Source organism: Arcobacter iocasae (assembly GCF_042214795.1).
In the GTDB taxonomy this organism is placed as follows: domain Bacteria; phylum Campylobacterota; class Campylobacteria; order Campylobacterales; family Arcobacteraceae; genus Arcobacter; species Arcobacter iocasae.
Genome location: NZ_CP090177.1, coordinates 2,061,663 through 2,086,346 on the forward strand (window position 1 = coordinate 2,061,663; position 24,684 = coordinate 2,086,346).

General features: G+C 28.8%; 22 protein-coding genes and 8 tRNA genes. 8 read left to right on the top strand and 22 right to left on the bottom strand.

Going from position 1 to position 24,684, the window contains the following annotated elements:
* Window positions 1-9: 9 nt before the first annotated feature.
* The 3 genes from aroQ to sppA are packed head-to-tail and all read left to right on the top strand — an operon-like array spanning window position 10 to window position 2,598.
* Window positions 10-489, top strand: a complete 480-nt coding sequence (aroQ, locus tag LXN10_RS10345; RefSeq protein ID WP_375722948.1) for a type II 3-dehydroquinate dehydratase — start codon at window positions 10-12, stop codon at window positions 487-489.
* Window positions 490-491: 2 nt separating this feature from the next.
* Window positions 492-1,718 carry an aminofutalosine deaminase family hydrolase gene (gene mqnF, locus LXN10_RS10350; RefSeq protein ID WP_375722949.1) on the top strand — a complete coding sequence of 409 codons (1,227 nt, stop codon included), beginning with the start codon at window positions 492-494 and terminating at the stop codon, window positions 1,716-1,718.
* Window positions 1,711-2,598 (top strand): signal peptide peptidase SppA, encoded by an 888-nt coding sequence (sppA, locus tag LXN10_RS10355; RefSeq protein ID WP_375722950.1) that lies wholly within the window; start codon window positions 1,711-1,713, stop codon window positions 2,596-2,598. The genes mqnF and sppA overlap by 8 nt, the downstream gene beginning before the upstream one ends.
* 54 nt (window positions 2,599-2,652) lie before the next feature.
* On the opposite strand, the gene LXN10_RS10360 is transcribed toward sppA, so the two are convergent.
* The 4 genes from LXN10_RS10360 to cowN all read right to left on the bottom strand — a co-directional run bounded on the left by LXN10_RS10360 (window position 2,653) and on the right by cowN (window position 6,291).
* Entirely contained in the window at window positions 2,653-3,423 is a 771-nt protein-coding gene (locus tag LXN10_RS10360) for an alpha/beta hydrolase (RefSeq protein WP_375722951.1), read from the bottom strand.
* Window positions 3,424-3,516: 93 nt separating this feature from the next.
* Entirely contained in the window at window positions 3,517-4,716 is a 1,200-nt protein-coding gene (locus LXN10_RS10365) for an acetate/propionate family kinase (RefSeq protein ID WP_375722952.1), read from the bottom strand.
* Between the two features lie 28 nt (window positions 4,717-4,744).
* Window positions 4,745-5,743 carry a phosphate acetyltransferase gene (gene pta, locus LXN10_RS10370; protein ID WP_375722953.1) on the bottom strand — a complete coding sequence of 333 codons (999 nt, stop codon included), beginning with the start codon at window positions 5,741-5,743 and terminating at the stop codon, window positions 4,745-4,747.
* Between the two features lie 233 nt (window positions 5,744-5,976).
* Window positions 5,977-6,291, bottom strand: a complete 315-nt coding sequence (gene cowN / locus LXN10_RS10375; RefSeq protein ID WP_375722954.1) for a N(2)-fixation sustaining protein CowN — start codon at window positions 6,289-6,291, stop codon at window positions 5,977-5,979.
* A gap of 98 nt (window positions 6,292-6,389) precedes the next feature.
* On the opposite strand from cowN, the gene LXN10_RS10380 reads away from it, so the two are divergent.
* Window positions 6,390-7,391 carry an AraC family transcriptional regulator gene (locus LXN10_RS10380; RefSeq protein ID WP_375722955.1) on the top strand — a complete coding sequence of 334 codons (1,002 nt, stop codon included), beginning with the start codon at window positions 6,390-6,392 and terminating at the stop codon, window positions 7,389-7,391.
* On the opposite strand, the gene LXN10_RS10385 is transcribed toward LXN10_RS10380, so the two are convergent.
* The 17 genes from LXN10_RS10385 to LXN10_RS10465 form a co-directional block, all read right to left on the bottom strand.
* Window positions 7,388-8,584 carry an acetate/propionate family kinase gene (locus LXN10_RS10385; protein ID WP_375722956.1) on the bottom strand — a complete coding sequence of 399 codons (1,197 nt, stop codon included), beginning with the start codon at window positions 8,582-8,584 and terminating at the stop codon, window positions 7,388-7,390. The genes LXN10_RS10380 and LXN10_RS10385 overlap by 4 nt on opposite strands.
* Before the next feature lie 87 nt (window positions 8,585-8,671).
* Window positions 8,672-9,301 (bottom strand): 3'-5' exonuclease, encoded by a 630-nt coding sequence (locus LXN10_RS10390; protein ID WP_375722957.1) that lies wholly within the window; start codon window positions 9,299-9,301, stop codon window positions 8,672-8,674.
* Window positions 9,301-11,118, bottom strand: coding sequence for a putative nucleotidyltransferase substrate binding domain-containing protein (locus LXN10_RS10395; RefSeq protein ID WP_375722958.1), 1,818 nt, complete (start codon window positions 11,116-11,118; stop codon window positions 9,301-9,303). Before LXN10_RS10395 ends, LXN10_RS10390 begins: the two co-directional genes overlap by 1 nt.
* A gap of 120 nt (window positions 11,119-11,238) precedes the next feature.
* Window positions 11,239-13,092, bottom strand: a complete 1,854-nt coding sequence (locus LXN10_RS10400) for a sodium:solute symporter family protein (RefSeq protein WP_375722959.1) — start codon at window positions 13,090-13,092, stop codon at window positions 11,239-11,241.
* 12 nt (window positions 13,093-13,104) lie between these two features.
* Window positions 13,105-13,359, bottom strand: a complete 255-nt coding sequence (locus LXN10_RS10405; protein WP_013134571.1) for a DUF4212 domain-containing protein — start codon at window positions 13,357-13,359, stop codon at window positions 13,105-13,107.
* Window positions 13,360-13,534: 175 nt separating this feature from the next.
* Window positions 13,535-14,197: a response regulator transcription factor gene (locus tag LXN10_RS10410; RefSeq protein ID WP_375722960.1), complete on the bottom strand. Its 663-nt coding sequence runs from the start codon at window positions 14,195-14,197 to the stop codon at window positions 13,535-13,537.
* Window positions 14,178-15,758: a sensor histidine kinase gene (locus LXN10_RS10415; protein WP_375722961.1), complete on the bottom strand. Its 1,581-nt coding sequence runs from the start codon at window positions 15,756-15,758 to the stop codon at window positions 14,178-14,180. Before LXN10_RS10415 ends, LXN10_RS10410 begins: the two co-directional genes overlap by 20 nt.
* 73 nt (window positions 15,759-15,831) lie before the next feature.
* Window positions 15,832-15,908: transfer RNA gene (locus LXN10_RS10420), tRNA-Asp, on the bottom strand.
* Between the two features lie 16 nt (window positions 15,909-15,924).
* Window positions 15,925-16,000: transfer RNA gene (locus LXN10_RS10425), tRNA-Val, on the bottom strand.
* A gap of 3 nt (window positions 16,001-16,003) precedes the next feature.
* Window positions 16,004-16,078: transfer RNA gene (locus LXN10_RS10430), tRNA-Glu, on the bottom strand.
* Between the two features lie 33 nt (window positions 16,079-16,111).
* Window positions 16,112-16,187, bottom strand: a tRNA-Lys gene (locus LXN10_RS10435).
* Between the two features lie 8 nt (window positions 16,188-16,195).
* A tRNA-Asp gene (locus LXN10_RS10440) sits at window positions 16,196-16,272 on the bottom strand.
* Window positions 16,273-16,294: 22 nt separating this feature from the next.
* Window positions 16,295-16,370, bottom strand: a tRNA-Val gene (locus tag LXN10_RS10445).
* A gap of 3 nt (window positions 16,371-16,373) precedes the next feature.
* Window positions 16,374-16,448 (bottom strand) — tRNA-Glu (locus tag LXN10_RS10450).
* A gap of 55 nt (window positions 16,449-16,503) precedes the next feature.
* Window positions 16,504-16,579 (bottom strand) — tRNA-Lys (locus LXN10_RS10455).
* 40 nt (window positions 16,580-16,619) lie between these two features.
* On the bottom strand, window positions 16,620-17,126 hold the full coding sequence (locus LXN10_RS10460) for a CinA family protein (protein ID WP_375722962.1): 507 nt from the start codon (window positions 17,124-17,126) through the stop codon (window positions 16,620-16,622).
* Window positions 17,127-17,199: 73 nt separating this feature from the next.
* A complete protein-coding gene (locus tag LXN10_RS10465) occupies window positions 17,200-18,552 on the bottom strand; it encodes an FAD-dependent oxidoreductase (protein ID WP_375722963.1) in 1,353 nt (450 codons plus the stop codon).
* A gap of 329 nt (window positions 18,553-18,881) precedes the next feature.
* Between LXN10_RS10465 and ileS the strand changes: the two genes are divergently transcribed.
* The 4 genes from ileS (at window position 18,882) to LXN10_RS10485 (ending at window position 23,865) form a co-directional block, all read left to right on the top strand.
* Window positions 18,882-21,608 carry an isoleucine--tRNA ligase gene (gene ileS / locus LXN10_RS10470; RefSeq protein WP_375722964.1) on the top strand — a complete coding sequence of 909 codons (2,727 nt, stop codon included), beginning with the start codon at window positions 18,882-18,884 and terminating at the stop codon, window positions 21,606-21,608.
* A gap of 127 nt (window positions 21,609-21,735) precedes the next feature.
* On the top strand, window positions 21,736-22,014 hold the full coding sequence (locus tag LXN10_RS10475) for a NifU family protein (RefSeq protein WP_375722965.1): 279 nt from the start codon (window positions 21,736-21,738) through the stop codon (window positions 22,012-22,014).
* On the top strand, window positions 22,014-22,607 hold the full coding sequence (locus LXN10_RS10480; protein ID WP_375722966.1) for a hypothetical protein: 594 nt from the start codon (window positions 22,014-22,016) through the stop codon (window positions 22,605-22,607). Before LXN10_RS10475 ends, LXN10_RS10480 begins: the two co-directional genes overlap by 1 nt.
* Window positions 22,588-23,865: a UDP-N-acetylmuramoyl-L-alanyl-D-glutamate--2,6-diaminopimelate ligase gene (locus LXN10_RS10485; RefSeq protein WP_375722967.1), complete on the top strand. Its 1,278-nt coding sequence runs from the start codon at window positions 22,588-22,590 to the stop codon at window positions 23,863-23,865. Before LXN10_RS10480 ends, LXN10_RS10485 begins: the two co-directional genes overlap by 20 nt.
* Here the strand turns inward: LXN10_RS10485 and LXN10_RS10490 are convergent.
* The gene (locus tag LXN10_RS10490) at window positions 23,856-24,665 is read right to left on the bottom strand and encodes a hypothetical protein (RefSeq protein WP_375722968.1); all 810 of its coding nucleotides are present in this window, start codon (window positions 24,663-24,665) and stop codon (window positions 23,856-23,858) included. The genes LXN10_RS10485 and LXN10_RS10490 overlap by 10 nt on opposite strands.
* Window positions 24,666-24,684 lie beyond the last annotated feature (19 nt).

Below are 24,684 nucleotides of genomic sequence, written 5' to 3' on the forward strand. Positions count from 1 at the left end.
AAAAATAATATGAAAATTGCGGTAATTCAAGGTCCAAACATAAATATGTTGGGTGTAAGAGAACAACATATATATGGACCTATGACTTTAGACCAAATTCATCAAGGTATGAAAGAACAAGCTTCTCAAAATGGAATAGAATTAGAATTTTTTCAATCAAACTTAGAAGGTGAAATCGTAGATAAAATTCAAGAGTGTTTAGGTGAAACTGATGGTATTATTATAAATCCAGCTGCATATACGCATACTTCAATTGCTATTAGAGATGCACTATCTGCTGTAAATTTACCAACAGTTGAAGTACATATTTCAAATATATATAAAAGAGAAGAGTTCAGACAAAAGTCAATTACAGCTGCTAGTAGTACAGGTGTTATTGCTGGTTTTGGACCATTTGGTTACCACTTAGCACTTATTTCATTAGGTCAAATTATTAGTGAAGTAAAAGCTATGGAAAAAGCAAGAGCAGAACAAACTGTTCAAGCGTAAGCATGAAAATATTAAAAGCCTCTTGGCTTATATGTGTTGATGAAAATAGTACTATCATAAAAGATGGTGCTATTTTATTCGATGAAAAAATCAAAGATTTTGGAAAAGTAGAATCTTTAAAAGCTAAATATAAAGATTTAGAAGTAGAAGATTTAGGTAGTAATACAGTTATAATGCCAGGTCTTATTAACTCACATATTCATTTAGAATTTTCTTCAAATAGTACAAGTTTATCATATGGAAACTTCATGTCATGGTTAAATTCTGTTATTGTAAATAGAGAAGCTTTGATTGAAAAAAGTAATACAGCTCTTATAAATACAAAATTAGATGAAATGCTAAAAGGTGGGACTACCACAATTGGAGCTATTAGTTCATATGGTTTTGAAATAGAAGCTTGTAAAAAAACACCAATAAATACTGTTTTGTTTTCTGAAGTAATTGGAAGTAAAGCAGATATGATTGATACTCTTTTTTCTGATTTTAAAGCTAGATTAGAAAATGTTAAAAAAAATAGTTCTAAAAATTTTATTCCAGCTATTGCTATACATTCACCTTATTCAGTACATCCTTTTTTAGTTAGAGAAGCTTTAAGACTTGCAAAAGAAGAAAACTTAAGCGTAAGTGCGCATTTTTTAGAATCAATTGAAGAGTTTGATTGGTTGCATAAAGATGAGGGTAAATTCTTAGAGTTTTTTAAAAACTTTTTAGGACAAGAAAAAAGTGCAACAAAACCTATGGAATTTTTACGACAATTTTCCAATATAAAAAACTTATCTTTTACGCATTGTGTAGAAGCTAGTGATGATGACTTAGGAAAAATCAAAGAATTAGGTGCTGTGATTAATCACTGCCCAACATCAAATAGAGTTTTAAATAACAAAAGACTTAAAATAGAAGATTTAGATGACATAGATTATTCTATTGGTACAGATGGACTTAGCTCAAATAACTCTTTACAGATGTTTGATGAACTTAGAAATGCTCTTATGATACATACAAATTTAAATATAAATGAATTATCAGTTGATTTAATAAAAGCTGCAACTTTAAATGGTGCAAAAGCATTGGGCTTAAACAAAGGTAGAATAAAACAAGGATATGATGCAGATGTAATTGTATGCAAACTTCCAGATGAAGTAATAAATAAAGAAGAACTTTGTACTCAAATTATTTTACATACAAAAGAAGTACAAGATGTCTATATAAATGGAGAAAAACATGTTTAATTTTTTTAAAACGATTTTTACACCAATAATTGCTATTTTAGATTTTATAACTAAATATTTTAAAACAATAGTATTTTTAACTATTATTTATTTTATTGTAAGTTCAAATAATACTTCGGGATTAACTTCAGTTGAAGATAATACAAACTTACAAAAAATAGAATTAGCTGGTCCAATTTTAAATGTTGATAAAGTTTTAGATGAAATAAGCAAAGCTAAAACAAATCCAAACATAAAAGGGGTTTTATTAGTAGTTAATTCTCCTGGTGGTTCAGTAGCTCCTTCTGTTGAGTTAGCTTATGCAATAAAAGAGCTAAGAGCTGTGAAACCAGTAGTTGCTTATGCCAGTGGTGTAATGGCTAGTGGAAGCTATTATGCTTCTATTTGGGCAAATAAAATTATTGCAAATCCAGGTAGTATGGTAGGTTCCATTGGAGTTATATTCCAAGGTGCAAATGTTGAAGAACTAATGAAAAAAATTGGTGTTTCAACACAAACAATCAAAGCTGGAAAATATAAAGAGGCTGGAACTTTTTCAAGAGCATGGAATGAAAATGAAAAAGAAGAATTAGAATCAGTTATATCTGATACTTATGATATGTTTATAACAGATGTTGCAAATGCAAGAAAACTAAAAAAACAAAACAATGAAAAATATGCAAATGCACATATCTTTACAGCAAGACAAGCTAAAAAAGTAGGGCTAATTGATGAGGTTGGAACTATTAGTATTGCTAAAAATGAACTTTATAAAATATCAAAAGTTAGAAATCCTGTTTGGAACAAACAAGATAAATTTGATAAATTTATTGATAGAATAGTTAGTGAAACAGTTACTAATTTTTCATTGAAGTTTAACGACGGATTGAAAGCTTATTAAATAAAACAAATTTAGCTCTTTATCCTATTCCAAAATTGGATTAGAGAGCTAAATTTATTTTGAAATCCAATTAGAAATATAATCTACAACTTCTTTTTCTATTCCATTATATCCGTGATGTGATTTTGCTTTACAAGGTGCCCCTTCTGTTTTGCCACCTTCAAAAACTTTGTACTCTTTTTTTATCTTATCATTTAACATATCGTAAATTTGTATAGAGCCTTTTGGTGGAGTAATTTTGCAACCATCATCTTTGTGTGAGATAATAAGAGTTGGAACCTCTATCTCATTTAAAAATAGTTCCTGAAGAGATTTTCCTTTTTTATTTCTTTTAGATATTGAAGAACTTAACACTATTCCATTAATCAAATCACTTTCTTCTGATGCCATAAATGCAACTGATTCAGTTCCTCTACTTGTACCTATTAGCCATATTGGTTTATTATATTTATCTTTTAAATAGTTTATAACTTTTTTAATATCATATAAATGTTCTTTACTATCACGGAAATTATAATAAAGACCATCTTTTGATTGTTTATCACTTGGTGCATCTATTGAGGCAATTATAAAATCATTATCTAAAAAGTATGCTCTTGAGCTAATCAGAAAATTTGTAGTAATCCATTTGTTCTTTGGTTTATATAAGTTAATTCTTCCACTTCCTCCTGGGAAAAGTAAAACTATAGCTTTAGGTTCATTTTTTGGAATTTCTAATAAAAAACTTTGAGTTAGATTGTCTCTTGTTTTTAAAGTGATAACTTCTTGTGAAAATAGGCTTGTATTTAGAATAAAAAGAGATATAAATAAGATAAAAAGTTTCATAATATTTCCTTCTTTTTTGTATAAAGAAATTATATCAGAAATTTATTTTGTGAGATAATTTGAGAGATAATTTAAGGCGTTAGCCTTAAATTATTATCTAGATTCTGTAACTACTTTAAATGTATCATTTGCAATTACATACTCTTCATTTGTAGGAATTACGAAGATTCTTGAAGCTGAACCATTTGTTGCTATATCTCTAGCTGTTTTTGATCTTTTGTTATTTTTAACAGGATCTAAAACTAATCCCATAGCATCAAGACCTGCACAAACTTTTTCTCTAATAAGTGCAGCATTTTCACCAATACCACCTGTAAAACATAAAGCATCAACACCATCAAGTGCAGCAACATAAGAACCAACATATTTTTTAATATTATAAGCAACCATATCAACAGCTAATCTACATCTTTCATCACCATTTTGCATACCATCAAGTACTTCTCTAAGATCTGATGATTTTCCAGAAATCCCTAAAATACCTGATTTTTTATTCATAATATCTAATGCTTCTTCAATAGTCATATTTTCTTGGTGCATCATATATTGTAAAGCTCCCGCTCCAACATCTCCAGATCTAGTACCCATCATAAGACCTTGAACAGGAGTAAGCCCCATAGAAGTATCAATACACTTACCATCATGAACAGCAGAAACAGAAGAACCATTTCCTAAGTGACATACGATGATTCTAGTGTTATGTTTTCTATCTAACATTTGTCTAGCTTCATTTGATACAAAGAAGTGACTAGTTCCATGGAAACCATATTTTCTAATACCATGTTTAGTATATTGATCATATGGTAAAGCATACATATACGCATAATCAGGCATAGTTTGGTGAAATGCTGTATCAAATACTGCAACATTTGGTTTACCAGGCATAAGTTCTTGACAAATCTCCATACCTAAAATATTTGCAGGATTGTGTAATGGAGCAAGAGGAATAAGTTTTTTCATTGTCTCAATTACTCTTTCATTTACTAAAATAGAAGCTGAGAACTCTTCTCCCCCATGTACAGCTCTATGTCCTATTGCTTCGATATCATTAATTGAATCAATTACTTTTCCTTCCCCCGAAGTTAAAGTTGATAAAACTGCTTCAATAGCTTCCTTATGAGTTGGCATAGCAATTTCAAGTTTTAATTCTTTACCATCTCCATATTCATGTGTTAAAATCCCATCAATACCTATTCTTTCACAAATACCTGATGCGAAAACTTTTTTGATAATTGGATTCATTAATTGATATTTTAATGATGAACTTCCTGCGTTTAAGATGAATACTAACATAAATAAAACTCCTTTGTTTGATTGTTAATTATTTTACTACTTGAGTTGCTGTAATAGCTACTAAATTTGAAATATCTTCTACTGAACAACCTCTTGATAGGTCATTAACTGGTTTATTTAAACCTTGAACGATAGGTCCATGTGCTGCAGCCCCTGCAAATCTTTGTACTAATTTATATCCTATATTTCCAGATTGTAAATCAGGGAATACTAAAACATTAGCCTTTCCAGCTACTTTTGAACCTGGTGCTTTTGAAGCCCCCACTGCTTCAACAATTGCAGCATCAGCTTGCATTTCACCATCAAAAGAAAAATCAACATTTCTCTCTTCTAAAATATCACAAGCAAATTGAACTTTATCAACTAAAGGGTGCTTTGCACTGCCTTTTGTAGAAAAAGACAACATTGCAACTCTTGGTTCTAATCCAACTACACTTTTAGCAGTTGCTGCTGTAGCACTGGCAATATCTGCTAGTTGTTCAGCATTTGGCTCTGGATTTACAGCACAATCTGCAAATAAAATTAAACCATTATCCCCAAATTTACCATCAGCCGTTTCCATTATAAAGGTAGAAGAAACAGTGTTTATTCCAGGTGCTGTTTTAATAACTTGAATTGCAGCTCTTAGAACATCTGCTGTTGGAGAATTTGAACCTGCAACTAAACCATCAGCATCTCCAAGTCTTACCATCATACAACCAAAGAACCTAGGTTCTGTTGTCATGATTTCTCTGGCTTCTTCTTCTGTTAATCCCTTAGATTTTCTAAGTTGAACTAATTCAGCTACATATTTATCTAAATCATTAAAAGATTTTGGATTTATTATTGAAGCTCCGTCAATATCTGCTCCACATTCTTTTGCATCTGCTTTGATTTTGTCCTCATTTCCAATTAAAATAACATTAGCAGTTTTATCTTTTAAAACTTGCTGTGTTGCTTTTAGAACTCTTTCATCTTCAGATTCTGGAAGAACGATAGTTCTTAATTCCTCTTTGGCTTTTGATTTAATATTGTCAATTAGACCCATAGAATTAACCCTTTCTGCTTAATTTGTATTTAGATTATATTTTACTAAGATAGCATTAATATAGCAAGTATGTATAATCTAAAAAGTACATAATTATTTTATGAAATGTATTACCAAAAGATACATAATTTGTACATATTTTGATTTAAAATAAAAATATGGGAAGAAAAGTAATAAAAAATTAGTTGTAGAAAAATTTATTTTGTAAGTAGATGTGTTTCAAGAGTGTATTATTAACAACACTCTTGTTCACATTTATTTAATGCATTAATTGCTTGTTCATCTTCTGCTTTTTCAAAAAGTTCATCTAAATAAAAACTATTAGAACAAACTAAATACAAAAGTTCTTCTTTTGTATCAGATTTTGGATTTCTATCATAATAAGCCTGTGGAATCATCGGCACTATTTTTTTCCAATAAATATTCATATTCTCTGGATTTTTAAGAACCCTTAACATATTGTCAATAACTACACAAGCATTTTCAAAGCAATCAATATTTTTGAAGCTTTCATAACTTTCATTTACTCTTATTTCAAAATTAGACATTTTTTCTCCTACAGTATGTCTAAAAATTATACAGTTTAATTTACATTTTGTTATGATATTAAATGAAAAATTATTGACATTTTACGAAATGGAGTTACATGGCACAGGTTTCTTCTATTACATTTCATTATGTAATAAAAGCTTTAGAAAAAAATAGTTTAATCACCATTGATGAAATGTTAGAACAAGTTGCTTTATCAAAAGAGATTTTATTAAAGGAAAATGTTCAAATAGAAAGCTCAAAATTATCTGATATCTTTAATTATTGCATAAAAAAAAGTGGGGATAATACTTTATCTTTGAAAATAGGAAGTTCTATTACCTATCACTCTTTAGGTATATTAGGCTATTTATTGCTTAATGCTAAAAATTTAAAAGATGTGATAGAAAAATTTGATAATTATCAAAAGCTTATTAGTGGTTTTATGAAGTTTAATTTATCAAAAGATGAAGAGTATTATAAAATGGCTATATATATAAATGAAAACCCAGTGATTCCAGTACCTAAATATCATGCTGAAGTTCATTTAAGTGCAATAATGGCAATTTTAAATCAACTTATTGGTCATAAAATTACTCCTGACTTAACATTCTTCTCAACAAATAGTTTAAATGATATTGAAAAATACAATGAAATATTTGGGAAAAACATTGTTTTAAACAAAAATGAAAATGCGATTTTATTTAAAAAAAGTAATTTAAATATTGAAATAAATAATTCAAATCCTTTGATGTTAGAATATTTTGAAACACAAGCAAATAGAATACTAGAAACTATGACAGTAAGTACTTGGTACTCAAAAGTAAAAAGAGAGGTTCTAAAAAATATTGGAGAGTATGATATAAGTATTGAATTTATATCAAAGAGGCTAAATGTTAGTACTAGAACATTACAATACAACTTAAAAGCTGAAAATAAAAAGTTTAGAGATGCGCTGTTAAGTGTTAAAATGCAATTGGCAAATCATTATATAAAAAATACAAAAATGGATTTTGGGAGTATCGCTATTTTATTAGGATATAAAGAGTCTAGCTCTTTTTTTAGAGCTTATAAAAAGTATTATAAACAAACTCCTAGGAACTATGAAGTAAAGGGTTAGTTACCCTTTACTAGCTTATATGTGTCTTGTGCTATTACAAGTTCTTCATTTGTAGGAATTACAAATATTCTTGTATTAGAGTCTTCTGCACTTATTTCTCTATTTTCTTTTGATCTAATTTTATTTTTTTCTTTGTCTAGTACTATACCCATAAAGTCCAAATCAGAACAGGCATTTTCTCTTATTAAATCTGAGTTCTCACCAATACCAGCTGTGAAACAAATAGCATCAACTCCACCCATTAATCCAGCATATGAACAAATAAATCTTTTAATTTTGTTACATAACATTTTAATAGTAGTTTTTGCTCTTTTATCTCCATCATTAGCAGCTTTTATTACTTCTCTTAAATCAGAGCTAATACCAGATAATCCTAAAATACCAGATTTTTTATTTAAATAATCAATTATTTGATGGGGATCCATATTTTTTTTGCCCATTAAATATGGAATAACACCAGCGTCAATATCTCCACATCTAGTACCCATAATTAGCCCTTCCAATGGAGTTAATCCCATAGTTGTACATAGTGACTTCCCATCTCTAACTGCACAAAGGGAAGACCCATTTCCTAAATGACAAACAATAATTTTAGTATCTTTTTTATTTCCTAAAAGTTTTATTGCTTCTTTTGAAACATAACTGTGACTTGTACCATGGAAACCATATTTTCTTAATTTGAATTTTGTATAATCTTCATGTGGAACAGCATATAAATAGTTTTCAGGTGGCATTGTTTGATGAAAGGCTGTATCAAATACTGCTACATTTGGCTTCCCAGGTATTAGTTCTTGACAAATTCTCATACCTAAAATATTTGCTGGATTATGTAAAGGTGCTAAAGGTATTAGCTCTTCAATTTGTTTGATTACTTTTTCTGTAATTATTACTGATGATTTAAAGTGTTCCCCACCATGAACAACTCTGTGACCAATAGCATCAATTTCATCAACAGAATCAATAACTTTAGTTTCATAAATAGTTAAAGTTTTTAAAACAAGTTCTATTGCTTCCTTATGTGTTGGCATCTCTATTTCAAAAGTTAGTTTTTTATTTACACCAACTTCATGTTTAAGTATCCCATCAATCCCAATTCTTTCAACTAATCCACTAGCTATTGCTTCCCCTGTTTTAGTATCTACTAGTTGATATTTTAAAGAAGAACTCCCCGCATTTAATACAAGTACTAACATATATAAATCCCTTCATTATAATTTAAGGTAAAGATTATAGTAGTATTTTTTGGAAATACAAATTAAGTTAGTATTTAAATTTGTTTGTTAAGTATAAAATGTTGATTGGGCAGCGGGTAAACCTTTTAGTTTTAAAAAAATCATAGAAGTCATTATTGCATCATTTAATGCATCATGTTTTCCTAATAATGGTATATCTAGTTCTTTCATTATTGTGTCAAACTTTAAATCTACAAACTCATAATCACTTCTTCTTTTTTTAGTTCTATAATACATAGAAGATACTTCAATTGATGAGTTTGGAAGTTTTATTCCAATATATTTTTTAGTATATCTTGAAATAATTGCAATATCAAATTTAATATAATATCCTACTATAACCCTAGAACCTATGAATTCTAGGAGTTCATATATTGCTTCTTCTGGGTCAATTGCATTTTCTAAATCTATGGGTCTAATTCTATGAATTAGAATTGATTTAATAGATATTTTATCTGATGGTTTAACATAAATATTAAATGTTTTTCTCATCAATACTTTGTTTTCTTTAATTATCACTGCCCCAATAGATAATATTTCATCTTTTTTGGGGTTTAATCCTGTAGTTTCACAGTCTAAACAGACATATTCATTTTTTGGTTCTTCATCAAAAAGATATTCAAACTCTTTTTTTATAAGTTTTTTCTTTTGTAAATTTCTAAAAAAATTTTTAAACATCATGAAATCTTATCTATTCTAAAAGTATAAGTAATAAACTTTTTAAAATCAATTACAATTTTAAAACTATCTTTTAATAAATCCCTTTCTATTTTTCCAAGGGCATGGGTATCTATTTCATTATTTATTTTTTTATTTTCTTGAAGTTTTAAAAGTTGTGCTTTTAATCTCAAAGTACAAAGTACATCAAATGCTTCTAATAATTCATTTGCCATACTTGTTTCTAAAACTTTTTTTCTCTCTAAAATTTTGATTCTTTTTACTGTTGTTGTTTCTCTAATTCTTTCTTTTAATGCAAGGCTTCTTACTCCCTGAACAATAGGAAAAATACCTGTTTTCTTTATATCAATATAGTGTGTCTTTGTCATAAAATTTGCAATAATATTTGGTGTATCAAAGGCTAATGTGGCTTTTGCAAAGTATGCCATAAAAACATCTTGGTCATGTAGTTTATTAAATAAATCATCTTTTAATTTAATTAATAGTTCTTTATCACCTGCAACGGCAAATGAGTCAAAGAATATTGCTAAATCCATATAGTTTTGCATATCCGGAGCTTCAATCCATTTTTTTGTTTCATCTGTATATGCTTGAAAACTTTTACACCAAAAAGGATTAGAGACCATTATATTGCCCTCACAAGGTGGATAACCAAAGTCTATTAATGTTCTTGTTATCTCTTCCATGTATGGTCTATATTGTTCAACATCGACTCCATCTTTTATAATCAAAGCATTATCTTGGTCAGTTTTTATGATTTGTTCATTTCTTCCTTCACTCCCCATAACAACTAAACAGGCATTATTTAGTAACTCTTTTGGCATAATCAAGCCATATAGTTTTTTATAAACCTTTGTATTTAATTGACCAATTAAATTTGATATATGATTTACTTTTACACCTTTTGCATTTAAAATAGTAATTGTATTGATTAACTCAATACTTGCTTGTTTTAAATCTTTTATATTTGAAGCTTTTTTTATTTTTGAATCTACAACATAAGTGTGATTTGCAAAATGTGATAAAACATCAATTTGCTCAAGAATTCCTATCATATTTCCAGCATTATCTACAACTCCAACCCTTTTGATATTTTTCTTTATTAATAAAGAAAAAGCATCAAATAAATAGTCATCTTTATTTACCGTTAGAAGAGGAAAGATTGCAATATCATCTACTGGAATTGTTAAGTTTCGACCCTCTAAGAGAACTTTCATTTTTAATAAGGAGTCTGTTATTATTCCATATTTTCCTTCTTTTTGAACAATTATAGTTGAAGTGTTAAATTTTATAGAACTTTCAATGGCATCAATAAGTTTTGTTCCACTTTGAACAATACAAGGTTCATGGGTAACTGTATCATCTACTCTTGCAATCATAAAAGATGATAGTTCTGAAGTATATTTTTTCTCTTTTAAATTTTGTAATTTATTTACTAAATTATTTAAGAAAAACTCTTTAAACTTAGCATTTTTTTCAAGAAGAGCCAAAAAAGTCTTTTTTTCTAGTTCATAACAAATTAAATCTTCTTTTACAATAAAGTTATTTTTACATTCACCATAAATTAAGGCATTTGCATCAAATGAATCTTCTTGGTGAAAATCCATGACCAATTGTTCTTCACTTGTAATTTCATGAACTGTACCTTTTATGATAATAAAAAAGTGAGTTGAGTTTTTTTCAGGACTCAATATCGTTGTATCTTTTGGATAATAAGCTATATCCATATTTCTAATACAAAGATTCATTTCTTCTTCATTTAAAACTTCAAAAGGATGTATATTTGATAGGAAAGATTCTTGGTCTCTTAAACTCATTTAAAACCTTTTTAAAAATATTGTACTCTTTTATTCTTACTCGTTAAATTAAAAAGTAGAAATAAAAAAGCAAAAAAAAAGTATACCCGAAGGTATACTTTTTAGTGACTAATTCTAAGCCTAGTGATCTACAGCGTCACCTGCACCTGAAGGAATTCTAATTCTTTCAACAAGATCTTGAATATCTTGTGGTGGTGGAGGAGTCATTCTAGACACAACTAATGCAACAATTAAGTGTAAGATTGTTCCTATTGTTCCAATACCAGTTGGAGCAATTCCAAATAGATAATCTGCTTTGTCTCCGCCCATGAATACAAAGTAAATAATATATCCGAATGTGAAAATTAAACCAGTTAAAATACCAGCAATCGCACCTTCTTTATTCATTCTTTTATCAAATACCCCAAGGATAATTGTAGGGAAGAATGCAGCAGCAGCAAGTCCAAATGCAAAAGCAACAACTTGTGCAACAAATCCTGGAGGGTGAATCCCTAAGTAACCTGCAATACAAATTGCAACTACAGCTGAAATTCTAGCCCACATTAACTCAGTTTTTTCGTTTAATGTAGATTTACCAGTTTCTTTATCTTTGAAAATAACTTGTCCCATTAAGTCATGAGAAATTGCAGAAGCAATTACAAGTAATAAACCAGCAGCAGTTGATAATGCAGCAGCAAGACCCCCAGCAGCGATGAATGCAATTACCCAATTAGGTAAGTTTGCAATTTCAGGATTTGCAAGAACCATGATATCTCTATCAACATACAACTCATTTTCTATTTTCCCACTGTTTGCAGCAGGTACAGCATTTGTAGTTACTCTTTCACCATGCTCTCCAGTTTTAGTACCATCGAATTGTGGTTTACCTTTAAATGCAGCATCAGGAGCATATTGAATTTTACCATCACCATTTCTATCAGTCCATGCTAATAATCCACCGTGTTCCCATGTTTTAAACCATTTACCATTATTACCTTCAATTTCACCATTAACAAATGCTTTATATTCAACATTTTGAACATTTTTAATTAAGTTAACTCTTGAGAATGCAGCAACTGAAGAAATCGTTGTATACATAATTGCAATAAATACTAATGCCCAACCAGCAGATACTCTAGCATCTTTAACAGTAGGAACTGTAAAGAATCTAACGATAACATGTGGTAAACCAGCAGTACCAAGCATTAATGCAGTTGTTAACATAAATGTATTCCATAAGTTACCTGGTTGAGTATAAGCTTTAAAGCCTAAATCAGTAACGGCCGTATCTAATGCATGCAATAAATATGTACCTTCTGGAATAACTCTAACACCATCATCAAATGCAAATGTAGTAGTATTAAAAATACCTAATTGCGGTAAAAATGTATCAGTAACTTGTAGTGATAAGAAAATTGCAGGAATCATATATGCAAAAATCATAACAACATATTGAGCAACTTGTGTATATGTGATACCTTTCATACCCCCAAGAACAGAATAGAAGAATACAATACCCATACCTATAAGCACCCCAGTATTAACATCAACTTGTAAGAATCTTGAGAAAACGATACCAACACCTCTCATTTGTCCAGCAACATATGTGAACGAAACGAAAATAACACCAATAACAGCAACTAATCTTGCTGTATCTGAATAATATCTGTCACCAACGAAGTCAGGAACAGTAAATTTACCAAATTTTCTTAAATATGGAGCAAGTAACATAGCAAGTAGAACATATCCCCCTGTCCAACCCATTAAGTAAGCACTTCCATCAGAACCTTTGAACGATATGATACCTGCAAGCGAAATAAAAGATGCCGCTGACATCCAATCTGCTGCTGTTGCCATACCATTTGCAACTGGGTGAACCCCCCCACCAGCTACATAGAAATCCTTTGTAGAACCAGCTTTTGCCCAAAGAGCAATACCAATATAAATTGCGAATGAGATACCTACGAATAGATAAATTAATGATTGTAATTCCATACTCTACTTCTCCTATTCGTGAACGCCATATTTTTCGTCAATGCCACTCATTAATTTAACATAAACGAAAATAAGAACAACAAACACATATATTGCACCTTGTTGTGCAAACCAAAATCCAAGTTTAACACCACTGATTTCTATAGCATTTAATTCATTAATGAATATAATACCACATCCGTAAGAAACAACAAACCAAACTATAAGTAGTTTAAAGATTGTTGAAATATTCTCTTTCCAATAAGCCTGAGCTTTTTCTGGACTCATAGGTTCTCCTTTTTTGAATTTATTAAAAGAAAAAGTTTCTCTTTTAATAATTAACAATGTAATTGTAATAAGGGTAAATAGCAAAAGGATAGCAATTGAATAATTTTTTGAATGAATTTTGAAATTTATGTAAATTATATGTAAGAAAAAGCATAAAGTACTAAAAAAAGGTACTTTAAGCTGAATAATATCTTTCTACTTTATATCCAAGTCCTCTAATATTCTTAATAAAATCTTCTTTTAGTGTTTTTTTTAGTCTTGAAATTTCTGCTCTAATTGTAGGATTGTCTATGTCTTCTGCATCCCAAACATCAACTCTAAATCTCTCAAAGTCAACAATCATATTTATATTAAGAGCAAGAATATGGATTATCTCTAATTGTTTTTTAGTCAAGTTCTGAGCTTCATTATTAAAATATAAGATTTTGTCAGTTTTTGAATATGAATAATTTTCAGAAAATTTCATATGTGAAGTAGTTTGTTTATCTTTTTTTAGTATTTGATTTATCTTAATACCAAGCTCTTCTAAATGGAAAGGTTTTTTTATGTATTCTCTACACCCAAGATTGTAAGCTTTTGTTATGTCTTCTATATCTATTAGTGCAGTAATAAATATTGTAGGTACAAATGTATTTTTTTTATTTAAAGTATCTAAAATATCAAAACCATTTACTGTTGGAACATTTACATCTAATATTAATAAATCATAAGATGTATCCACATTATCTAAGACATCTTGACCATCAGTAAAACTTGTTATTCTATGTCCAATATTAGATAAATATTCACTTATGGCATTATTTAACATCATTTCATCTTCAAGAAGTAGTATTTTCATTTGTTGTAAACCTATATGTAAATTTTGTATTCTCATTTGTTGAATCTAAGTTAATTATAACCTTATTCTTATCACAAATTTCTTTTACGATTCTAAGACCCAATCCAAAGCCCCCTCTAGCATCATTTTCCCTATAGAAATCATTAAATATTTTTTCTGTATTTTCTATTTTTTTAGAAATTGTTTTAACTTCAAAAATTATTCCTAAGTCATCTTTTAATAATTTTATATAAATAGGTGAGTCTTTAAAAGAGTATTTTATTGCATTAGAAAGATTATTATCCAAAATTCTTTGTAATAAAGTTTTATTAAAGCTTATAAAAATAGGATCTTGAATATTTGTAACAAAAAATAGTGAATTTGATGTACATATATCATCAAAAAAGTCTAATCTATCTTTTAAATATTCAGAAAAATTTAAAATCTCTCTTTCATAGTTTACTCTATCTTTTTTAATCATAAAAGATAAATCATCAAAAATATATTGAATAGTTTTTGCTCCACTTTCTATATTTCTTATATATTTGTTAGTAGGGTTACTCATCTTATAAAGATCTAGGTTTGTTTGAATAATTGACAAAGGAGTATTTATCTCATGTACAGAGTTTTTTATGAATTTTTTTTGTTTCTCAACTAATTGAGTTAACTGTTTTGTTTGTTTTGTAACAGTTGTTTCCAAATGTGTATTTAAATCACTCAACATGTTATTTTTGCCTTTCATACTATGCATTGCATCATATGCATAATTAGCAATAACTTTAAACTCACCAAAGATTATTTTATTTTGGTTTATAGGATTGTCATTGTTTTGTGAGTCTTTAAAATATTTCCCTATAGCTTTTACATCATTTACTATAAGTATAGTTGCATTTTTATATATAAAAATAGAATATAGAACTAGCATAATAGTTAAAGACAAAATTTGAAGAGTATAATTTGAAATCTTTTCATCGTATTCAAGTTGTTTTTGTGCAACTATTTTATCCAATTCATTTAAATACACACCCGTTCCAACTGTCCACTTCCAAGGTTCATAAGATAGAGCAAATGAGATTTTTCTTACTTCTCTTTTCTCTTTATGATTAATCCACAGATACTCAACATATCCACCTGCATTATCTTTTGAAACATTGATTAATTCTTTAACTAATTTCTTACCAGTTTTATCTGTGTAATTAAGAAGATTTTTCCCCACTAACTCTTTTGATGCAGGATTATATATTGCTTTTCCAGAATAATCGTATATGAATAAATAGTGCTCTTCTTTATTTTTATCTCTCATATTTTCAATTGCTTCTAAAATATCTTTTTGAATCTCTTTTTGGGATTTTATATTTCTATATTTTTTGTCATAAAAATCTATAAAATTAATTACATTTTCTATTTCATTTTTGATTTTATATTTTTGTTTATTTGCATAGTCAGTTTTTATTATTTCTATTTTTTCTTGAAAGTCATCAAATGCATTTTCTATTATAATAAAAGTAAAAAAAGATATTAGAATAACTATAAAAATAATACTATAAAGAATTAAGTGATAAAGGGATTTTGCTTTAATCATATTTTGTCCTATTTTAGATAAAAGAGAATAGCAAATTTTAGATGATAAAATCATTATGTAGAATTTTAAATAGTGGCGCGGCTGAAGGGACTCGAACCCTCGACCTCCTGCGTGACAGGCAGGCGTTCTAACCAACTAAACTACAGCCGCACTATTATTATAAAAATGGTGGTCGATATAAGACTCGAACTTATGACATCTACCTTGTAAGGGTAGCGCTCTACCAACTGAGCTAATCGACCGATTGGTGACCCCTAGGAGACTCGAACTCCTGTGATTGGAATGAAAATCCAAGATCCTAACCGCTAGATGAAGGGGCCAATCGAAATATTTGAAATGTTTACTTTTAAAAGTGGTGACCCGTAATGGATTCGAACCATTGGCCCCCTCATTAAAAGTGAGATGCTCTACCAACTGAGCTAACGGGTCATAAATAGTGGCGCGGCTGAAGGGACTCGAACCCTCGACCTCCTGCGTGACAGGCAGGCGTTCTAACCAACTAAACTACAGCCGCACTAATTTATAACACTTAAAAATGGTGGTCGATATAAGACTCGAACTTATGACATCTACCTTGTAAGGGTAGCGCTCTACCAACTGAGCTAATCGACCGATTGGTGACCCCTAGGAGACTCGAACTCCTGTGATTGGAATGAAAATCCAAGATCCTAACCGCTAGATGAAGGGGCCAATCGAAATAATGTATATTAAAAAAATAAACATGAAAATTAAACATTTTAATTAATGGTGACCCGTAATGGATTCGAACCATTGGCCCCCTCATTAAAAGTGAGATGCTCTACCAACTGAGCTAACGGGTCGTCTTAATTAAAATGGAGTGGAATTATAAGAAAAAATTTTTTATTTGTCAAGGGTTTTTTGCAAAAGTTTTGAAATTTTAAATAATGAACTTTTTGCAGCCTGAATTTGCACCTCTTCTCTATTGCCAAAAAATTGAAATATATCTATTTCTTGATAACCAGTATCATCCATTATACCGATAACTACATGACCTACAGGTTTATTTTTTGTACCACCGCTAGGTCCTGCAACTCCAGAAATTGCTATTGCATAATTTGCATCAAATTTTTTTATTACACCACTTAACATTTCCTTAACTGTTTCTTTAGAAACTGCTCCAAATTTATCTAAGGTCTCATTTGATACATTTAGCTCTTGATTTTTTATTTTATTTGAATATGAAACTATACTTCCATTAAAAATATTTGAAGAGCCAGATATCTTTGTTATTAGTGAAGCAACCAACCCTCCTGTGCAAGATTCAGCACAAGTAATACTCTTACTATGTTTAAGCAATAAGTTTTGCATAGCAATCATCTCTTGCTCATTAAATAGTTCATTAAACATGTTCTTCCTTTTTTGTATATAAAAAAAGGGTATGAGAAGACCCATACCCTTTTAAATAACTTTATTATTAATATTATTCAGTTAAATCTGCTAAAAATTGTTTTTCGTCAAATTCTAGCCCTAAGTAATCAACAATATATCTAATGTCTCTTTCTGCATTTCCTAAACATGAAGTTGCACCTGGACTTGGAGTCATATTAAAGATGATTCCGTTACCTGGATTTATTGATGCTTCACCTAACATAAGTTTTTTCTCTGTTTTATTTAAAACTTGTGGTCTAACCCCTCCAAAACCTTTTGCATATTCTAAATCATCTGGAGTTAATGAAGGAACAATTTTTCTTGCATCTTTTACAAAAAGACCTTTATTGATTCCTGGTACTTCAAATAAAAAGTTTTTAAATACATAGTTTCTAATTTCACTATCTTTAATTAAGTCCCACATGATTTTTAAAATATTGCTATCGAAGTTTAAAGTTTTTATACATTGGAATAAAGATTTTAGACCTTTATATCTTTCTAGAACTAGTAGTGCAAGTGCAGTTGGTCCAAATCTAGTTTTACCATCACATAAAATATCAGGATCTCCATGAAGTGCTGCAAATGGAAGTTTTGGATTTTGTACCATGTAAACTTTTCCATTTAAGAATTTATCATTTGTAATATAAAAGCTTCCAGCCATTGATAAAGAACCCATATCTTGTCCATATCCCATTTTGTGAGCTAAAAATAATGAATGTGCACCTGCATTAACTACAACGAAGTCAGCTGTATAAACTGAACCACCTATTGTGCTAACTTTAAATTTATCACCAATTTTTTCAATAAATTCAACTTCAGAATTATAATAAATATCTGTGATTTTTTCTGGATCTGCTTTTTGTCCTGCTTTTGCTAATTCTTCAGTCATAAGACCATATTCAACTGTAGTATATTCGTTACTAGCACCCATTGCTAAAATAGGTTCTGGTCTTTCAACTTTTTTTTCTTTGTCCGCATAAACTAATAAAGGCTCTAGTTCTTTTAACTTTTCTTTATCCCATAATTCTAAATAAGGGAAAACTTCTTTAAATTCGTTATATCTATTTTTAATAAATTCGACTTCTTTTTCTCCAACACCTAAAGCCATTTTTTGGTGTTTAAACATAACTTTGTCTTGTAAGTTATATTGAAGACAGAACTTCTCAATCATTTTTGCAGTTCTTTTTGTGATTTTTGCTTTGTCTAAAGTATAGTTTGTTTCTATATCACCAACATGGATTGTTTGTGAGTTACTTGTACCTTTTGAGTTTAAAGTTGCCAAACTTTCATATTTTTCAAGCATACATATGCTTTTAATATTTGTATATTTCGCAAATTCATAGAATGTCGCAGCACCCGAAATTCCACCACCTACAACTAAAATGTCATAATGTTTATTACTCATTGTTCAAATTCCTAAAATAAAATATAGCAAAATAATAGCATAGATAATAAAAATTAATCTGAAATTTAATGTAAATTTATGGGCAAGTACAAAAATATTCTATTTAGTAACATTATATAGATTATAGTTTTGTTGTAATTGTGTACATTAGAAACATTATATAAAGTATTTTGTATAGAAAGTGGACTATGTCGTACAATTGTTGTACAAGATATTTTATATCTAATAATTTTAAAAAGATTATTTAACTTGTTTTTGTCATGATAACTTTATATTAAATTATCTTTGGATATAATCACCAAATTTTAAGAAATAAGGTAATTATAAAAATGGATTACAAAGATAGTATATTACTTCCAAAAACAGATTTCCCAATGAGAGGGAATCTTCCTCAAAACGAACCATTAAGATATGAAAAATGGGATAAGCAAAAAGTTTATGACAGAATGAAAGATAATAGAAAAGGTTCTCAATCTTTCACTTTGCATGATGGACCACCATATGCAAATGGGCATATTCACATAGGTCATGCACTAAATAAAATTTTAAAAGATATGATTAATAAATTTCATTATTTTGATGGAAAATCAATCAGATATGTTCCGGGTTGGGATTGTCATGGTCTACCAATTGAACAAAAAGTTGAAGAAAAAATAGGAAGCACTAAGAAAAAAGAACTTCCTAAATCAAAATTAAGACAATTGTGTAGAGATCATGCAGCAAAATTTGTAGATATTCAAAGAGAAGAATTCAAACAATTAGGGGTTATTGCTGATTGGGATAAGCCTTATTTAACTATGGATTTTAAATTTGAAGCAAATATTTATAGAGAGCTTTGTGCTATTGCAAAACAAGGTTTATTAGTACAAAGATCTAAACCTGTTTACTGGTCTTGGGCTGCTCAAACAGCACTAGCTGAAGCTGAAGTTGAATATGAAGATAAAACTTCACCTTCTATTTATGTTGCATTTAAACATGAAACTATGGATGCAAGTGTAATTATTTGGACTACAACTCCTTGGACACTTCCTGCAAATACAGGTATCTCACTTAATGGTGAAGAAGAGTATGTACTTACAAGTGATAAATTTATAGTTGCTAAAAAACTTTATAATTCACTTGTAGAAAATGAAGTGATTTCTGGAAAAGTTGTAGAAACAATTAATCCAAAAGATTTGGAAAATAGTTTTGCAATTAATCCATTAAATGATAGAAAATCTAAAATTATTTTAGGTGAACATGTAATGATGGATAGTGGTTCAGGAGCTGTTCATACTGCACCTGGTCATGGTGAAGATGACTACAAAGTAGGGCTTATTTATGACCTTGAAGTTATTATGCCTGTTGATGCATATGGAAAATATGATGAAACAATAATTAGAGAAAAGCTATTTAGGGATACTGAAAAATATTTAGGACTAAATGTATTTAAAGCAAATGAATTAATTCTTGAAGAATTAGGTACTGCTTTATTAAAAAGAGTAGATATAAGACACTCTTATCCACATTGTTGGAGAACACATACACCTATTATTTTCAGAGCAACAAAACAATGGTTTATATCAATAGATGATAAATATGGAAAAGAGAATAAAACTTTAAGAGAAAATGCTTTAAATGTAGTGGAAAATCTTAAATTTTACCCAGAGTGGGGAAGAAATAGATTAAAATCAATGCTTGATGGAAGACCTGATTGGTGTATTTCAAGACAAAGAGATTGGGGTGTTCCAATTGCCTTTTTTAGAAATAAAAAAACAGATGAGATTGTTTTTGATGAAAAAGTAATGAATTACACTGCAATGATTTTTGAACAAAAAGGTTGTGATGCTTGGTATGATTTAGAAATTAGTGAATTATTATATCCAGGTAGTGGACTAAATCCTGATGATTTAGAAAAAACAGTCGATATTTTAGATGTTTGGTTTGATTCTGGTTCTACTCAAAATGCAGTACTAAGATCGAGAAATTATGATGCAGGAACATTTCCAGCTGATGTATATTTAGAAGGAAGTGATCAACATAGAGGTTGGTTTCAATCTTCTTTACTTACTACTTTAGCATCAAGTGAAGTTGCTCCTTATAAAGCTTTAGTTACTCATGGGTTTACTATGGATGAAAAAGGCGAAAAAATGTCTAAGTCTAAGGGTAATGTAATTGATCCTGCAAAAATCATGAAACAGTATGGTTCTGAAATACTTAGATTATGGGTTGCAATGAGTGATTATCAAAATGATCAAAAGATTTCTGATAATATTTTAAAACAAAATGCAGAACTTTATAGAAAAATAAGAAATACCGCAAGATTTTTATTAGCTAATATTAGTGATTTAGAAACAATTATTGATGTAAAAGATTTTGGTGTTTTAGACAAATGGATTATGAGCAAATCAAAAAAAGTTTTTGATGAAATTGATGCTTCATTTAGTGTTTATGAATTTTCAAAAGGACTAAATAAATTAAATAACTTTTTAGTTGTGGATTTATCTGGTGTTTATTTAGATATTTGTAAAGATAGATTATATTGTGATAATAAAAATGATGTTCATAGAACAGCAGCTCAAAGTGCAATGGCATTGATTGCTAAAAAACTTTTATTAGTGTTAGCACCAATTCTTACATATACTGTCGATGAATTATTAGAATATGCACCAGCAATTTTAAAAGATGATGTTAATGATGTATTTGATTTAAATAAATTTGACTTCCCTGAAGTTGAAAGTAAACTTAACGAAGAATATTTAATAAAAGTTAAAGAGAAGTTTTCTGAATCAGTTGATAAACTAAAAAAAGATAAAATAATAAAATCTACATTGGAACTTGATATTTACACAAATTCTGATGATGTTCTTTCTTTAGAAGCTATTGAAGCTGAAGATTGGTTCTTAGTTAGTGATATCTTAAGTACTAAACAAGAAGAAGCATTAATCAGTTTTGAAATTGATGGAAAACTTTTTGAAGCATATAAAGCAAAAAATGCAAAATGTCCTAGATGTTGGAAATTTAAATCACAAAGTGAAGATGAACTTTGCCCAAGATGTGATGAAGTTATAGGATAGTTTTTATGTTTACACAAGAAGTAACACTTTTTACAATTTTTACAACAATAGCTATAATAATAGTTTTTATGGCTATTGGAATATTTTTTGTAAAGAATAAAAAGATAGAAGATTAAAGGTTTAAACAATGATGCCATTTAGTGATGAGGATTTATTTCCTGTTGTAAAAAATATAATTGATAGTAAAATAGCACCAATGCTTGCACAAGATGGCGGTGCTATGTCTTTATTAGATGTTAAAAATGGAAAGGTATTTGTGCAGTTAAATGGTGCATGTGTTGGTTGCAGTGCCAGTGGAAGTACATTAAAATATGTTGTTGAAAAAGAATTAAAAGCTGCAATTCATCCTGAATTGATTATAATTAATGTAGAAATTGGTATGGAAAATAGATTAGAGGAGTTGTAATGGTAAATGAAAAAAAATTATTAAATGATGCAAATAGCTATTTTTTAGATAAAGAATTTGACAAAGCTATGTTTATTTACGCTCAATTATCATCGATTTTTAAATACAATAAAGAGTATCCAATTTATGCACTATTTTGTGATATTGCAAATGATGATGAAAATAAAGCATTATCATTATTTGACTATTTTACAGTTGCAAAAGATAAAGATATTGATGAAGCCATCGCTTATGTACATAATGTAATTGATGCATATGATGGGGATATTGATAAAATGATGGATATGTTAAAAGATTTGACTACTTCTACAGTTGACTCTTTGGATGCTATTAAATATGATGATTTTAAAACTTTAATTGAATCAAGAGGTTCTTTTAGAATAGCCTTTGAAGACATAATGTTTTCTACTAAAGTTGCAATTGATTCAAAAGATGATTTTTTTGATTTTGTAACAAAATTAATAGAAAATGATTTTAACACAACTGCATATTCATACCTTGAAGGGTTTAATGAATATTTTGCATATGATTCAAAAATAGAAGAACTATATAAAATGCTAGAAGAAAAAAAAATTGCAACTTCACATAAATAATAAAACATATACAGATAATTCTAAAGAGGCAGATAAAAATTCTGCCTTTATTTATTCCAAACAAAATGAAAAATTCATTGATGATGCCAAAAAAAATGGTTGTGTTGAGATTATAAAAGCTGAAGATTTAAAAAATCATTGTGACTTTTCATCCATTAAAATCATAGGAATAACTGGAACAAATGGTAAAACTACAACAGCAGCTGCTATTTATTCTATTCTTTTGGATTTGGGTTATAAAGTTGCTCTTCAAGGAACAAGAGGCTTTTTTATTAATGAACAAAGAGTTGAAGAATATTCTTTAACTACTCCTGTTCAACTTGGTAATTTTGCACACATTCAAAAAGCTATAGAAAATGGCTGTGATTTTTTTGTAATGGAAGTTAGTTCCCACGCAATTGAGCAAAAACGAATAGAGGGCTTAAATTTTGAGCTTAAAATTCTTACAAATATTACAAGAGATCATATTGATTATCATAAGAGTATTGAAGAGTATATAAATGTAAAAAACTCTTTTTTTAGTGATGATAGTAAAAAACTTATAAATAAAGATGAAAAAAAAGCAAAATTTAATCCTAAAAATTGTTTAACTTATGGTCTTGATTCTCCAAGTACTTATAAAGTTCAGGCATACTCATTTAAAGATGGGATGAATGTTGCTTTACAGAATTTTGAAAAAGTAGAGAGTTTTACTTCTATGATGATGGGTTTGTTTAATATATACAATTTAACAGCTGCAATAGCTGCTGTTCATATGACTACAAATAAGTCATTAAATGAAATTTGTGAAGCTGTAGAGAACTTTGCAGGAGTTTCTGGAAGAATGGAAACACTTAGTTTAAATCCTTATATTATTGTTGATTTTGCTCACACACCTGATGGAATGAAAGAGGTATTACAGAGTTTTGGACACAAGGATATTATTGTAGTTTTTGGGGCAGGGGGAAATAGAGATAAACAAAAGCGTCCACTTATGGGAAAAATTGCACAAAACTATGCAAAACACATTATAGTAACTAGTGATAATCCAAGATTTGAAGATCCTGATTTAATTATTAATGATATCTTAGAAGGGATTAGTGATAAATCAAAAGTTGAAGTTGAGATAAATAGAAAACTTGCTATAAAAAAAGCTATAGATTTATTTGAAGAAAATAGTGTGATTTTAATTTTGGGAAAAGGTGATGAAGAGTATCAAATCATTTATGACCAAAAGCTTCCTTTTAGTGATAAAGAGGTTATAAACTCTTATCTATAAGCTCTTATAGTAAAACCTCTTTTATCAGCAGTATCAGCAATATAATTTACATAAGTAATAATTGCTTCTTTCCCTAGTCTTTTTTTAACATGCCATGATGCTTCTAATACTCGTTTTCTTGATAATCCTTCCATTAAATAGTCTTTTAAAGGTTTTTTATCAATTTTTGTATCTTTTATATTCTCAATTATATTATTTATATAAAGTCTATCTTTTGCATCAGTAACAGGGATTATTTGAAAAGAAGTTGCATCTTTGTTTTCATCTAAAAATTTATTAATTCTTTCTAAACAAGAAGGATAAAAAACAAAAGTACCTTCTTGTTCATCATAACAACCTGTAGCATCATATTTTTTTGATCTATATTTTTGAGCATCTACTCTTATTTCATTTTTTTCAATATTTGCTAATTCAAATTTTTCATTTAAAATAGAAAGCTCTTCTTTTAAGTGCTTAACTTTTATATTTAGCTCATCTTCTTTTGCTTGAACACTATTTTGTAAGGTGTCTTTTGATACATAAATAGCTTGTACATTAGAAGGTAAATCATCAAAAGTAAGTGGAGTTGTTCCATTGTTTGCATTTTTATTTTTATTTATGAATATAAAAGCACCTATTATAATTAAGGTAAGGATTATATAAAAAAAACTAAAACTACTTTTTTTCTTTTCTTCTTTTTCAATTTTTATTTTTTTTGTAGTTGTTTTTTCTTTTGGAATTTCTTCTTCAATTGTGCTTGTTTCATTTAAACTCTCTTTTGAACTCTTCTTTAACAAGTCAATTAATTCTTTTTTATTCATTTATCTTCTTTAGTAATTT